At 64.6% G+C, this 13,185-nt stretch carries 11 protein-coding genes; 9 read left to right on the forward strand and 2 right to left on the reverse strand.

Going from position 1 to position 13,185, the window contains the following annotated elements; translation table 11 throughout:
* Nucleotides 1-58: 58 nt before the first annotated feature.
* The 7 genes from L5014_RS21820 to L5014_RS21850 all read left to right on the forward strand — a co-directional run bounded on the left by L5014_RS21820 (nt 59) and on the right by L5014_RS21850 (nt 8,616).
* Nucleotides 59-1,225, forward strand: a complete 1,167-nt coding sequence (locus tag L5014_RS21820) for an ABC transporter substrate-binding protein (protein ID WP_238465823.1) — start codon at nt 59-61, stop codon at nt 1,223-1,225.
* Nucleotides 1,226-1,372: 147 nt separating this feature from the next.
* The gene (locus tag L5014_RS21825; protein WP_238465824.1) at nt 1,373-2,464 is read left to right on the forward strand and encodes an ABC transporter ATP-binding protein; all 1,092 of its coding nucleotides are present in this window, start codon (nt 1,373-1,375) and stop codon (nt 2,462-2,464) included.
* Entirely contained in the window at nt 2,461-3,342 is an 882-nt protein-coding gene (locus L5014_RS21830; RefSeq protein ID WP_238465825.1) for an ABC transporter permease, read from the forward strand. The genes L5014_RS21825 and L5014_RS21830 overlap by 4 nt, the downstream gene beginning before the upstream one ends.
* Nucleotides 3,342-4,268, forward strand: coding sequence for an ABC transporter permease (locus L5014_RS21835; protein ID WP_338019312.1), 927 nt, complete (start codon nt 3,342-3,344; stop codon nt 4,266-4,268). The genes L5014_RS21830 and L5014_RS21835 overlap by 1 nt, the downstream gene beginning before the upstream one ends.
* Nucleotides 4,269-4,338: 70 nt before the next feature.
* Entirely contained in the window at nt 4,339-6,087 is a 1,749-nt protein-coding gene (gene araD / locus L5014_RS21840) for an L-arabinonate dehydratase (protein WP_238465826.1), read from the forward strand.
* A 139-nt stretch (nt 6,088-6,226) separates the two neighbouring features.
* A complete protein-coding gene (locus L5014_RS21845; RefSeq protein ID WP_238465827.1) occupies nt 6,227-7,426 on the forward strand; it encodes a porin in 1,200 nt (399 codons plus the stop codon).
* A gap of 251 nt (nt 7,427-7,677) precedes the next feature.
* A complete protein-coding gene (locus L5014_RS21850) occupies nt 7,678-8,616 on the forward strand; it encodes a sulfite exporter TauE/SafE family protein (RefSeq protein WP_238465828.1) in 939 nt (312 codons plus the stop codon).
* On the opposite strand, the gene L5014_RS21855 is transcribed toward L5014_RS21850, so the two are convergent.
* On the reverse strand, nt 8,582-9,406 hold the full coding sequence (locus L5014_RS21855; protein WP_238465829.1) for an NAD-dependent epimerase/dehydratase family protein: 825 nt from the start codon (nt 9,404-9,406) through the stop codon (nt 8,582-8,584). The two genes, L5014_RS21850 and L5014_RS21855, sit on opposite strands and share 35 nt — an antisense overlap.
* Nucleotides 9,407-9,479: 73 nt before the next feature.
* Entirely contained in the window at nt 9,480-10,748 is a 1,269-nt protein-coding gene (locus L5014_RS21860; protein ID WP_238465890.1) for an MFS transporter, read from the reverse strand.
* A 617-nt stretch (nt 10,749-11,365) separates the two neighbouring features.
* On the opposite strand from L5014_RS21860, the gene L5014_RS21865 reads away from it, so the two are divergent.
* Both L5014_RS21865 and L5014_RS21870 read left to right on the forward strand, forming a co-directional pair.
* Nucleotides 11,366-12,100 carry a ribonuclease activity regulator RraA gene (locus tag L5014_RS21865; protein ID WP_238465830.1) on the forward strand — a complete coding sequence of 245 codons (735 nt, stop codon included), beginning with the start codon at nt 11,366-11,368 and terminating at the stop codon, nt 12,098-12,100.
* Between the two features lie 100 nt (nt 12,101-12,200).
* Nucleotides 12,201-13,133, forward strand: coding sequence for an aldose epimerase family protein (locus L5014_RS21870; protein WP_238465831.1), 933 nt, complete (start codon nt 12,201-12,203; stop codon nt 13,131-13,133).
* Nucleotides 13,134-13,185 lie beyond the last annotated feature (52 nt).

Raw genomic sequence — 13,185 nt, forward strand, 5'->3', positions numbered from 1 at the left:
TAGAACTAAAACGGTTGCACACAACAAATTCCATAAACGGATGTAGGAGAGAGACGCAATGTTCGATGGACGCTTGAAGGCCAGGGTGCTGGCCGTATGTGTGGCGGCTTCGGCGGTGTTCGGCGCGGGTGCGGCGCAGGCCGATCCGGTTTCGTTGAACATCGTCGACGTGGCGGGCAATCTGCAGCTCACGCAGAAAGCCTTCGAAGCATTCAAGGCGAAGAACCCGAATCTCGTCTCCAATATCACTTACACCAACGCGCCGGCGCCGCAACTGCCCGGCAAGATCAAGGCGATGCAGGCGGCCGGTCGCGCCGATATCGACCTCGTGCTCACGGGCACCGACGCACTCGCTGCCGGCATCGAGCAGAAACTCTGGACGAAGCTGCTGCCCGATCAATCGGCGGGGCTGGCGGGTGTGCTCGACAAGTACGCGCCGGGGCCGCGCAAGATGCAGGAGCTCGCGCAGGGCTACGGCCTCGAAGTGTCGTATATGCCGGCGGGTCCGCTGATCGAATACAACCCCGCGAAGGTGGCCAGGCCGCCGCATACGCCGCAGGAACTGCTCGCCTGGTGCAAGGCGAATCCCGGCAAGCTGATCTATGCGCGTCCGGCCAACTCGGGTCCGGGCCGCACCTTCCTGATGGGCCTGCCGTACCTGCTCGGCGACAAGAATCCGCAAGACCCCATCAACGGCTGGGACAAGACCTGGGCGTACCTGAAAGAGCTCAATTCGTGCGTGCCGTACTACCCGGGCGGCACCTCGGCGGTGATGAAGGAACTGGGCGAGGGCACGCGCGATATGACCTTGACCGTGACGGGCTGGGACATCAACCCGCGCGCGCTCGGCATCGTGCCGGCCGACTTCAAGGTGCAGGCGTTCGACAACATGACGTGGGTGAACGATGCCCACTATATGGTCGTGCCCAAGGGCGTCTCGAAGGAGAAGCTCGCCGTGCTGCTCAAGCTCATGAACTTCATGCTGGAGCCGCAGCAGCAGGCCATGACCTATGACGACGGCTACTTTTACCCGGGCCCCGCCGTGAAGGACGTGACGCTGGCCATGGCGCCGAAGCAGAGCCAGGACGTGATCGCCAAATATGGCCGTCCCGAGTACGCGAAGTGGCTCACGGCTTATCCGCACGTCCAGCCGCTTTCGGCGCAGGCGATGGTTGCGGCGTTCCAGAAATGGGACCGCGAAATCGGCTCGCAGAAGTCGCAGTAATGGATTGCGCAGTAGTGGATTGACGAATCAGTGATGGGCGGGCAGCGCCTTTTTGTGCGATCTCGTGCAATCTCGTGCAATCGCGCGCGCGGGTGCCGCCCGTTATCCATGCTCAGGTAAGTGAATTTCGCGTTTCAGGAACGTGTCATGAAGCATTCATTCGATCGTCTGCGTCTGGACTCGGTGTGCCGCAGTTTCGCCAACGCGGAAGGCGCGCAGCTCGCGGCGCTGCGCAACCTCGATCTCGACATTCGCCGCGGCGAATTCATCGCGCTGCTTGGGCCTTCGGGCTGCGGGAAATCTACCGCGCTCAACTGCATCGCGGGCTTGCAGCCGCTCACGAGCGGCAGCATCTGGCTCGACGATATGCGTATCGACGTGTTGCCGCCCGAAAAGCGCGGCTTCGGCATGGTGTTCCAGAACTATGCGCTGTTCCCGCACATGAGCGTGCTGGAGAACGTGGGCTTTGGCCTGAAGATGCAGGGCGTGCCGCGCGAGGAAGCGAAGCGCCGTGCGCGCGAGGCGCTGCAACTCGTGCAACTCGTGGGTCATGAGAGCAAGTTGCCGGGCCAGCTTTCGGGCGGCCAGCAGCAGCGCGTGGCGATCGCGCGCGCCATCGTGATCGAGCCGCCGCTCGTGCTGATGGATGAGCCGCTGTCGAATCTCGACACCAAGCTGCGTATCGAAATGCGCGCGGAGATCCGCCGCATTCACGGCCAGCTCGAGCGCGCCACGATCTACGTGACGCACGATCAGGACGAAGCGCTCTCGATGGCCGACCGCATCGTCGTGATGAAAGAGGGCGTCGTGCAACAGGTCGCCAGTCCTAAGGAAATTTACAGCCGCCCCGCGAATCTGCATGTGGCGCGCTTCATGGGCTATCGCAACGTGCTGCCGTTTGCCGTGGCCGGCGAGCGGGGCGAGCACATCGCGCTGTCCGCGTCGGGCATCACGCTCACGGGCGTGCCGATGGATGACGCCATTGCGCAGGCGGGCGGCAACGCGATTTCCGTGGCAATGCGCCCCGAAGACTTCGAGCGTGCCAGCGCGGGCGATGCCAATGCCTTCGACGTCGAAGTGGAGATGGTCGAATACGGCGGCCGCGACTCGCTGCTGCTCGCGAATGCGCCGTTCGGCAAGCTGTGGGCGCGCGTGGCGGGCGAGTTCGAAGCGGGCGAGCGCGCCACGCTGCGCGTCGCGCCTTCGCGCGTGCTGGCCTATGCGGAGCGCGCATCATGAGCACACTCGCCACCTCGTTGCGCAAGCAACCGCGCGATGCGCGCGGCTGGCTGATCGCGCCCGCGCTGGGCTTCATCATCGCGATGTTTCTTTATCCGTTCGCTTATGGGCTCATGCTGTCGTTCAAGCCGATGAACGGCGGCGGCATGTTCGCGAATTATCTGCAATTCATCCACGACCTCTCGCTGTGGCCGACGGTGTTCGTCACGCTCAAGCTGGCGCTGCCCGCGACCATCATCAACGTGGGGCTTTCGCTGCCGGTGGCGTTCGCGCTGCGCCGCAAGTCGCGTTATCAGAAGCTCGTGACGACGCTGCTCGTGATTCCGGTCACGCTCGGCACCGTGCTGATCGCCGATGGCATGCTGAGCTATTTCGGCCCGAACGGCTGGTTTCCGCAGGCGCTGCACGCGCTGCATCTCTACACGAATGAAGAGATTCGCCTCACGCACAACTACTGGGGCGTGCTGATCTCGCTGATCGTCTCGGGTTTTCCGTTCGCATTCCTGCTGACGCTCTCGTATGTGACCGGCATCGACCCCACGCTCGCGCGCGCGGCGGCCACGCTGGGCGCGGGGCCGTGGCAGCAGTTCCGGCAGATCTATCTGCCGCTGCTCGCACCGGGCCTCACGATGGCCGCGTGTCTCTCGTTCGTGCAGGCGTATTCGGTGTTTCCGTCCGCGGTGCTGCTCGGCGCTCCCGCCGGTCCCACTCGCGTGATTTCCATCGCGGCTTCGGAAGCCGCGTTCGAGAGCTACGACTATTCGCTCGCCTCGACCATCGCCATCGTGATGGGCTTCGTGCAACTGATTGTGGTGGCCGCGATGCTCGGCGCGAAACGCTACTTCTATTCGGGCCCGGTAAGTGGGGGGAAAGGCTGATGGGCGCACATCAACACAACGCGGCGCGGCTCCACGCGGGCGCGCCGTCGCACGAGGAACGCCCCGCGCCCGCCACCAAGGCGCCGCAGACGAAGCCCGCGTCGCGCCTGCCCGACGTGCTCTGGAAAGTATTCGTCTGGGGCGGCATGGCGTTCTTCCTGCTCAACGTGCTGCTGCTGATCGCGACGGTGGGCGTGAACTCCATCGCCACGCGCTGGTTCGGCACGCCGCTGCCGCAAGGCTTCACGCTGCACTGGTATGCGCAGGCGTGGCGGGATTTCCAGCTCGGCAGCGTGCTGTGGGTGACCTTCGAGGTGGTGGGGGCGGTCGTGCTGCTTTCCATCGCGCTCGGTGTGCCTGCGGCGTATGCATTGGCGCGCGCGCAGTTTCCCGGCAAGCGCATCGCCATGCTCGTGTTCCTGCTGCCGCTGATGGTGCCGCCCGTCACCTACGGCATTCCGATGGCCACCGCGATGTACCACTTCGGCCTCGCCGGCACGCTGCCCGGCGTGATCTTCGCGAACCTCGTGCCCGCGCTGCCGTTCGTGATTCTCGTGATGACGCCGTTCATCGAGCAGATCGATCCGAATCTCGAGTCGGCCGCGCGCATTTTCGGCGCAAACACGCTGCGCTATTTCCGTTGCGTATTGCTGCCGCTTCTCGTGCCCGGGATGCTGGCGGCGGGGCTGCTCGTGCTGGTGCGCACGATCGGCATGTTCGAACTCACCTTTTTTACCGCCGGACCCGACACGCAAACCCTCGTCGTCGCGCTGTACTACGCAGTGTTTTCGACGGGCGTGCGCGCGCCGCAATCGATCGACGCCATGGCGATGATCTACATGGCCATCACGCTCGCATGGGTGCTGGTCGCGCTGCAATTCGTCAGCCCGACACAGCTCGTGTCGCGCGTGAAGGAATCGCGCTAGCGGAGCGCTGGCAAATCGATTGATAGACGCACCGAAACACATCCGCGGAAACACCAGGAGCCAAGGCAACATGAGCAACAAGCGAAAGACCCCCGAAGAACTGCGCAGCCACCGCTGGTATGGCGTGAACGACCTGCGGTCGTTCGGCCATCGCTCGCGCACGGCGCAGATGGGCTACAGCCGCGAGGAGTACGCGGGCAAGCCGGTGATCGCGATCCTCAACACGTGGAGCGAGATCAACCCTTGCCATACGCACTTCAAGCAGCGCGTGGAAGAGGTCAAGCGCGGCATCTGGCAAGCGGGCGGCTTTCCCATCGAGCTGCCGGTGCAGACGCTCTCCGAGCCGTTCCAGAAGCCCACCACGATGCTCTACCGCAACTTCCTCGCGATGGAAGCCGAGGAAACGCTGCGCTCGTATCCGGCCGATGGCGTCGTGCTGATGGGCGGCTGCGACAAGACCACGCCCGCGCTGCTGATGGGCGCGATCTCGATGGATCTGCCGACGATTTTCCTGCCTGCCGGCCCGATGCTCAACGGCAACTGGAACGGCGTGACGCTCGGCTCGGGCTCGGACACCTGGAAGTACTGGGCCGACCTGCGCGCGGGCAAGATCACTGAAGACGACTGGAAGGGCGTGGAAGGCGGCATCGCGCGCTCGCCGGGCCATTGCATGACGATGGGCACGGCCTCCACGATGACGAGCGCCGCCGAGGCGCTCGGCTTCACGCTGCCGGGTTTCGCCTCGATTCCCGCGCCGGATTCGCGCCATGCGCAGATGTCGGCGAAGACGGGCATGCGCATCGTCGAGATGGTGTGGGAAGACTTGAAGCCCTCGGACATCATCACGCGCAAGTCGGTCGATAACGCGGTGACCACCTGCCTCGCGCTCTCGGGTTCGACCAACGCAATCGTCCACATGATCGCGCTCGCGCGCCGCGCGGGCGTCGATCTCACGCTCGCGCAGTACGACGAGATCGCGCGCCGCACGCCGGTGCTCGCGAACATCCGCCCGACCGGCAAGTACCTCATGGAGGACTTCTATTACGCGGGCGGGCTGCGTGCGATGCTCAAGGAGCTCGGCGAGCTGATCGACGGCACGCAACTGACCGTGAACGGCAAGACGCTCGGCGAGAACATCGCCGATGCGCAAATCTATAGCGAGGAGGTGATTTATCGCCGCGCGAAGCGGCTGATGCCGGACACGGGTCTCGCCGTTTTGCGCGGCAATCTCGCGCCCGATGGCGCGGTCATCAAGCCAGGCGCGGCCGAGCAGCGCCTGCATGTGCATACGGGCAAGGCCGTCGTGTTCAAGGACTATAACGACATGGCCGCGCGCATCGACAGCGAAGAACTCGATTGCGACGAGAACAGCGTGATCGTGCTGCAACACGCGGGCCCGATCGGCGCGCCGGGCATGCCCGAGTGGGGCCAGTTGCCGATCCCGCAAAAGATTCTCAAGAAGGGCGTGCGCGACATGCTGCGCATCTCGGACGCGCGCATGAGCGGCACGAGCTATGGAGCGTGCGTGCTGCACGTGGCGCCGGAATCGTTTATCGGCGGCCCGCTCGCGCTCGTGCAGGACGGCGACATGATCGAGCTGAACGTGCCGCAGCGCCGCCTGAACGTGCTGATCTCCGACGAGGAGATGGCGCGCCGCAAGGCCGCGTGGGTGGCGCCCGAGCCCCGCTTCACGCGCGGCTACGGCGCGATGTACCAGATGCACGTGATGCAGGCCGACAAGGGCTGCGAGTTCGATTTCCTGCAACGTGACGGCGCTGCCGGCTCGTGCAGCGGCGGCGGCGAGCCCGAGATCCACTAAGCGATCTACGGCCGGACTCACGGCGGGATGCGCGCTCCATCGCGGGGGAGACAGCTTCGGGAACGGAGATTAGTAGCAGGCATGCAAAAGCATGCAAAAGCATGCAATACATCACAACGACTACAAGGCAGGAGTACAGATGAAGAAGACCATTCTCGCATCAACGCTTGGACTCGCTGCACTGGGCGCGCATGCCCAGAGCAGCGTCACGCTGTACGGCATCGTCGATGCCGGTATTGGCTATCAGAGCAGCGCGACGTCGCTGGGCAAGACCTCGGGTGGCCGCTCGCTCGTCAAGATGGCTCAGGGCATCTGGTCGGGCTCGCGTTTCGGCTTGAAGGGCAGCGAAGATCTCGGCGGCGGTACGCGCGCGATCTTCCAGCTCGAAGAAGGTTTCAATCCGGCCAGCGGCACGGAGCAGACCACGGGCATGATGTTCAGCCGCACCGCGTATGTGGGCGTGGCGAACCAGCAGTACGGAACGCTCACGGCGGGCCGCCAGTATGCGCCGTACTATACGCTGCTCTCGCCGTACAGCCCGACCACCTGGCTGACGGGCGCCTATGGCGCGCACCCGGGCGATCTGGACTCGCTGGATACGATCTACCGCATCAATAATTCGGTGGTCTATACCTCGCCGAATATCGCGGGCTTCACCGTGAGCGGCATGTACGCGCTCGGCGGCGTGCCGGGCAGTACGGGCGCGGGCCAGACGTGGAGCGTCGCGGCGAACTACATTCACGGCCCGGTCGGCCTTGCCGTGGGCTTCGAGCGCTTGACCAACTCGACGAGCGGCGGCGGTGCGTGGGGGGCGAATTCCACGGCCAGCAGCAACGGCGAGCCGGGTGTTTCGGGCATCACGAACGGCTTCCAGACGGCGCAGGCACAACAGCGCTTCGCGGTGACGGGCGGCTACGCATTCAATTCGCAATGGGATATTTCGGCATCCTATTCGAATGTGCAGTACGTCGCGGGCGCGGGCTCGAAGTTCTTCGATACGCAAATCTGGAATACCGGCGGCGTCGTGCTGCACTACAAGCCGTTCACCACGCTCGATCTCGCCGCCGGCTACAGCTACACGCGCGCGACCAAGGCGAACGGCATCACCAGCGCAGCTTCGTATCAGCAGTTCAACCTCTCGCAGTACTACACCATTTCGAAGCGCACGGGCCTGTACTTCGTCGAGGCGTACCAGCGCGCGGGCGGCCAGACGCTGGGCACGAATGGCGCGGGCAACATCATCAACGCGACCGCCGATATCGGCGATGGCCAGAACGGCGCGCCGTCCTCGTCGCGCAGCCAGTTCGCGGGCGCGATCGGCATCGTGCACCGCTTCTGATTTTCATCCCTGACTTTCACCTTTTTATACTCCGACGCAGTCTTCGCGGCGGCGCCATTGCGGCGCCGCCGCTTTTTTTTTGTGTCTGCACTTTCATGTGCGAGGGTGGGTGCACCGAAACGATGTCAGGTGCCCGTCCGGTCTCTGTCAGGTGCAGTTGGCGGTGCTGCGCTATCATGCAGACCCGCACGCCGCGAACCCGCGGCGCGGCGGCGTCTGTCCACACGAATAACACACACCTGACTAGACCGATGTTCGACTTCCATCTTTCCGGGGGCGTCCTGCTCCCGCACATGCAGGCGCTCGACGTGCTCCAGCTTTGCGGCATTGCCATTGCGCTCGTGCTCGGCGGCATGGTGAAAGGGGTGACCGGCATTGGCGTGCCGCTCGTCGCCATGCCGATCCTCACGCACTTCCTGCCCGTGAAGCAGGCCGTTCTGCTGCTTTCGATGCCGATCATTCTCGGCAACATTCCGCAGGCGCTCGAGGGCGGGGAACTGTGGAAGACGGTCAAGCAGATCGCCGCGCCGCTGATCGGCACCGTGATCGGCAATATCGTGGGCGTGGCCGTGCTGATCCGGCTCGAGCCGCATCACGCGCTGGCCGCATCGGGGCTCACGCTGATCGTGGCTGTCGTGCTGCTGCTCGCCGCGCCGCGGCTCACGCTCGCTCCCTCGATCGTCAAGCCGGTGGGCTTCGCGCTCGGTTTCGGCGCAGCGCTCATGGAGAGCATTGCCTCGGTGCCCGGACCGCTGCTCGCGATGTATCTGATCGCCACGGGCGCGACGGGCCGCGCGTTCACCAAGCAGATCGCGATCATTCTCGTGGTGTCGGTGCTCACGCTGGTCACCACGTTCAGCAGCGGTGCCCACGCGAGCGGCGGCGACCTCGCGATTTCCGCCGCCGCGAGCGTACCTTCCATCGCGGGCATGTTCCTCATCCGGCCGTTGCGCGACAAGCTGCATCCGATGGTGTTTCGGGTCGTCGTGCTGGTGTGCGTGCTGGCGGCGGCGGTGCAGATGATCATCAAATCGGGGGGTGCTTTAAGTGGCCCGCGCGGGGCGACCCGCGTAGAAATAGAAAAAGCGCCCACATGGGCGCTTTTTCATACGCATCGCGAAGAAGATTCGCGATGCGTTCGAGGCAGACCCGCCGTCACGCTTTCTTGCCGCGCTTTTCCACCGGCGTGAAATCGATGCTCGCGAAACTGCCGCCCTGATAGCGCTGGGCGACGGCATCGAGCGGATTCGCTTTGGCGAGAATTTCAGCTGCAAAGTCCTCGGCGTTCTGTTGCGGCTCGAAACCCAGACGCGTGGCATCGTCATTTTCGCCGCTTTGCACCCAATAGTTGCGCGTATTGTTCGACACGCCCCACACCACCGCGAAGCCGATCGATTCCACATTGATCACGCGATCGACGAGATGGAACAGGTCCTCGTGGCCGAACCACGTGCTCAGATGGCGGAACTCGGTGGGCTTCGGCAGGCAACTGCCGATGCGCACGTTCACGGTCTCGATGCCGTGCTTGTCCCAGTAGAGCCGCGCGAGCGATTCGCCCCACGCCTTGCTGAGTCCATAGAAGCCGTCGGGGCGAAACGCGCAATCGAGCGTGAGCTTGTCTTCCACCGGATACATGCCGATCGCGTGATTCGAACTCGCGAACAGGATGCGCTTCGTGCCGTGGCGGCGCGCGCCTTCGTAGACTTCGACGAGGCCGCGCAGGTTGTTTTCGATGATCTCGGGCAGCGCTCGCTCGACGCTCGTGCCGGCCATGTGAATCAGCACGTCGACGCCTTCGAGCAGACGGTCGACCACGGCGGGATCGCGCAGGTCGCCGTGCATGACATCTTCGCCGGACACGAGCGGCTCCAACGGCTTTGAGCCGGCCGCCGAGCGCAGATTCACACCGCGTTCGAGCAGGCCCTTGCGCAAGACGGTGCCGAGCTGGCCGGCCGCGCCGGACAATGCAACTTTCTTCACAGTGGGGTTACCTCACATAAAAACGCTGAAAGCCGGCGCCCGGGCGTGCTTTGGGCGCCGGCCGATGAAGCGGTCACGCTTTCGCTTTGTGCGCCGGCTGGAGCGCGGCGCCAACCGCGTTGTTGCGCTCGTTGTCCTGGTGCTGATTCGTGATCAGCCGCCACGCGACCACCGCGCCGATCAGATCGAACAGCATGAGGCACACGAACAGCGGGTTATAGCCGATCGTACTCGCCATCGCACCGACGATGAGCGAGAACACCGTCGCGCCGAGGTAGCCGAACATCCCCGAGAGGCCCGTGGCCGTGGCGACTTCGTGCTGGCCGAAGACGTCCGAGGCGAGTGTGAACAGGGCGCCCGAAATGGTCTGGTGCGCGAAGGTGCCGACGCAGAAGAGCGCGATGGCGGCATAGGGGCTCGCGACGAGGCCCACGCAGGCCGGGCCGATCATCAGCACCGCGCCGGTGGTGATGACGAGCTTGCGCGAGGTGATGAGCGAGCAGCCGAACCGGCGCATGAACAGCGGCGCGAGATAGCCGCCGACCAGGCAGCCGAGGTCGGCGGCGAGAAACGGCATCCATGCGAACAGCGCGATTTCCTTCAGGTTCATGTGGCGCACGGTGAACATATAGAGCGGAATCCACGCGCCGAAGGTCTGCCATGCCGGCTCCGCAAGCATGCGCGGGATGCCGATGCCCCAGAAGCGGCGCTGCTTGAGCACTTCCTTCCACGACGGACGCTTGCCCGCAGTGCTCTGTTGCGCGGCGTTCTGGCCCGCGCGGATGTACTCGGCTTCATCCTGCGAGAGCCTCGGGTGTTCGGCAGGCGAGCGGAAGCACACGAGCCACAGGGCCACCCAGACCAGCGCGACGCCGCCGGTCAGCACGAACGCGAATTGCCAGTTGTACTTAAGAATGCACCAGACCACGAGAGGCGGAGCGATCATCGCGCCGATCGACGTGCCGGTGTTCAGCCAGCCCGTGGCGACCGAGCGCTCCCTGGCCGGAAACCACTGGCTGATGGCCTTCATGCCGGCCGGGAAGATCGCGGCTTCGCTCACGCCGAGCAGGCCGCGAAAGAACGCGAGCGAAGGCCAGCTGGAGGCGAGGCCGTGCAGCATATTGGCGATGGCCCAGCCGAACGCGAAGATGGCGAAGCCGATCTTGACGCCCACGGAGTCGAGCACGAAGCCGGCGATCGGCTGCGAGAGCGCATAGCAGGCCTGGAAGGCGGTCACCACGTATGAGTACTGCTGCGTGGACATGTGGAGCGTTTCGGTGAGCGTGGGCGCGGCCACGGAAAGCGAACTGCGCGCGAGATAGTTGAAAATCGTGCCGATCATGATGAGGCCGACGATCCACCACCGAAGCCCCTTGATAGTCTTGCGTTGCACTACTCGTCTCCTGTCGTTCCGAAGTGAGCCAAAGCCCGGACTCCGGTTCCATGCAAGCGGGTTGCTGCCTGGAAGTTGTGTGCCTGTCCTCGCCGGCAGCGCGCGCCACGTTGTCATGCGACCCGCTGGGCGGCTGCCGCTTTACTGGCGGTTTCCCGTTCGCTACTCATCCGCTTTTCCTCCGCATTTCTTCCGCATTTCTTCCGTTTGCCGGCGCGCTTTGTCTGGCCGGGGCGGATCGGTATCGGGGTCGCCATGTAAGACATCATTCTATTTGCAGCAAAGTTGTAAAGCAAATTTTGTATCGATGGGGATTTCCCTGGGGCGTGCGGTGAATCGGCGGGGCCAGCGTCTTGCCGGCTCGCGGGGGCAGATCTGAGCAAGCACATCACGCACGTGCCTGCCGGGCGAGTCGGGTTGTCGGATGACTGGGCAGCGGCCGACGCGCGCCGGGATGGTTGACAATTGCTTTGTTGTATTACAACAATGATGGCATGGCGCTCGACAGTTCTTGAGCCGCCCGCGTGCGCGGTCCCCCGCGTATCCAAAAACATGGACGAGACACGATGAACTCACCTGCCATTGCCGTTAGCGAACAAGCCCTTGAACAACTGCGCCATATTTCCACCGCGACGCTGACCACTCAGCTCTTCAAGCACGGGCTGCGCAACGTCTTCTTGCAAGGCGTGAAGCCGCTTGCCGCTCCGTCGCCGGGCGCACCCAATCTCGTCGGCCCGGCCTTCACGATGCGCAACATCCCGGCACGCGAGGACCTCGATCAACTGAGCGCGTTCCAGAATCCCGAGCACCCGCAGCGCAAGGGTGTCGAGACCGTGCCTGCCGGCGCCGTCCTCGTGCAGGATTGCCGCGGCGTGACCGATGCTGCGTCGATGGGCTCGATCCTCGCCACCCGCATGAAGGTGCGCGGCGTGGCCGGCATGGTTTCGGACGGCCCCGTGCGCGACAGCGGCACGATTGCCGCGCTCGGTCTGCCGGTTTTCTGCGCGGGCGCCTCGGCGCCGCTCAATTTGTGCCGGCACCACACGGTCGATCTGAACGTGCCCATCGGTTGCGGCGGCGTGGCCGTGTATCCGGGCGACATCATCGTCGGCGACACCGATGGCGTGGTCGTGATCCCGCGCCACCTGGCCGAAGCCGTGGCGCAGGCCGCGTGGGACCAGGAGGAGCTCGAGTGCTTCATCACCGAGCGCATCGAGGCGGGCGCGGCGCTGCCCGGCACCTACCCACCGAACGAGGCGACGCTGGCCGCCTACGCCGAGTGGAAACAAACGCGGCGCTGAGCGCGCCGTTACGTGTCAACACGTGCCGTCACGCGCCAGGCTACGCTTGGGCCACGCCACGCCACGCCGCGCCAAAATTTTTCTCTTTTTCCGATACGAAATGGCGAAGTTTCAGGATCAGGACGTCATCGAAATCGTGCGTGGCGGCTCGCGCCTGCTGGTTGCGCCGCAAGCTGGCGGGCGCTTGCTCTCGTGGCATCTGCACGGCGCGCCGATCATCCACTGGCCCGACCCGGCCGACTGGAGCCAGCCCGCGCTGGTGCGTGGCGGGAATCCGCTGCTGTTTCCTTTCATCGCACGCCATCGCGTGGATGGGCGCATCGGGCTATGGCGCGACGCGCGGGGCGTGGTGCGCGAAGTGCCCATGCATGGTTTCGCGCGCGACTTGCCTTTCGAGGCGCAAGTCGATGCGCAAGGCCACGGCGTGCGCATGACGTTGAGCGACAGCGCGGCGACGCGCACCGGCTTTCCGTTTTGTTTCCGCTTTGAAGCCGTTTATCGACTCGTGGATGAAGCGACGCTCGACGTCGAGTTGATCACGACGAACACGACAGAGGCTGGCGCAGCCGCCACGCGCGATGCCCGCATGCCGTATTACGCCGGCCATCATTTCTATTTTTCCTTGCCGCATGCACAGCGCGGCGAGGCGACGCTCGCGCTGCCGCGCAACGTCTATCGGCACCAACTGGCGGACGGCACGACGACGGCGCCCGAGGCGGGCGCCGCGCGCTACATGTTCGACGACCCGCGAATCGTCGACCGGTTTCATTGCCTTGAACGCGAGCCGGCGTGTCCGGTGCGCATCGAGCTGCCCACGCTGAAGCGCGCCATCGAAATCGATCTGCACCGTCCCGGCTCGATGCCCTGGTACGCCGTTACATCGTGGACGCTCGCACCCGATTCGGACTTTTATTGCGTGGAGCCCTGGCTCGGCCTGCCCGATGCGATTCACAGCGGCCTCGGGCTACGCTGGCTGGAGCCGGGGCAGACGGAAACGGCTTCGTTGCGCATCGGCGTGAGCACGCTCGATTGAAGGGAGGGCCGGTGGGCTCAATGCGGGCGCCGTATGACTTACAATCCGGGAC

This window comes from Paraburkholderia tagetis, from assembly GCF_022213065.1.
GTDB lineage: Bacteria > Pseudomonadota > Gammaproteobacteria > Burkholderiales > Burkholderiaceae > Paraburkholderia > Paraburkholderia tagetis.

Bases quoted from the DNA above. Each gene is read 5' to 3' on its own strand.
- L5014_RS21820 (WP_238465823.1), top strand. From the start codon at position 59: ATGTTCGATGGACGCTTGAAGGCCAGGGTGCTGGCCGTATGTGTGGCG.
- L5014_RS21825 (WP_238465824.1), top strand. From the start codon at position 1,373: ATGAAGCATTCATTCGATCGTCTGCGTCTGGACTCGGTGTGCCGCAGT.
- L5014_RS21830 (WP_238465825.1), top strand. From the start codon at position 2,461: ATGAGCACACTCGCCACCTCGTTGCGCAAGCAACCGCGCGATGCGCGC.
- L5014_RS21835 (WP_338019312.1), top strand. From the start codon at position 3,342: ATGGGCGCACATCAACACAACGCGGCGCGGCTCCACGCGGGCGCGCCG.
- araD (WP_238465826.1), top strand. From the start codon at position 4,339: ATGAGCAACAAGCGAAAGACCCCCGAAGAACTGCGCAGCCACCGCTGG.
- L5014_RS21845 (WP_238465827.1), top strand. From the start codon at position 6,227: ATGAAGAAGACCATTCTCGCATCAACGCTTGGACTCGCTGCACTGGGC.
- L5014_RS21850 (WP_238465828.1), top strand. From the start codon at position 7,678: ATGTTCGACTTCCATCTTTCCGGGGGCGTCCTGCTCCCGCACATGCAG.
- L5014_RS21860 (WP_238465890.1), bottom strand. From the start codon at position 10,748: ATGATCGGCACGATTTTCAACTATCTCGCGCGCAGTTCGCTTTCCGTG.
- L5014_RS21865 (WP_238465830.1), top strand. From the start codon at position 11,366: ATGAACTCACCTGCCATTGCCGTTAGCGAACAAGCCCTTGAACAACTG.
- L5014_RS21870 (WP_238465831.1), top strand. From the start codon at position 12,201: ATGGCGAAGTTTCAGGATCAGGACGTCATCGAAATCGTGCGTGGCGGC.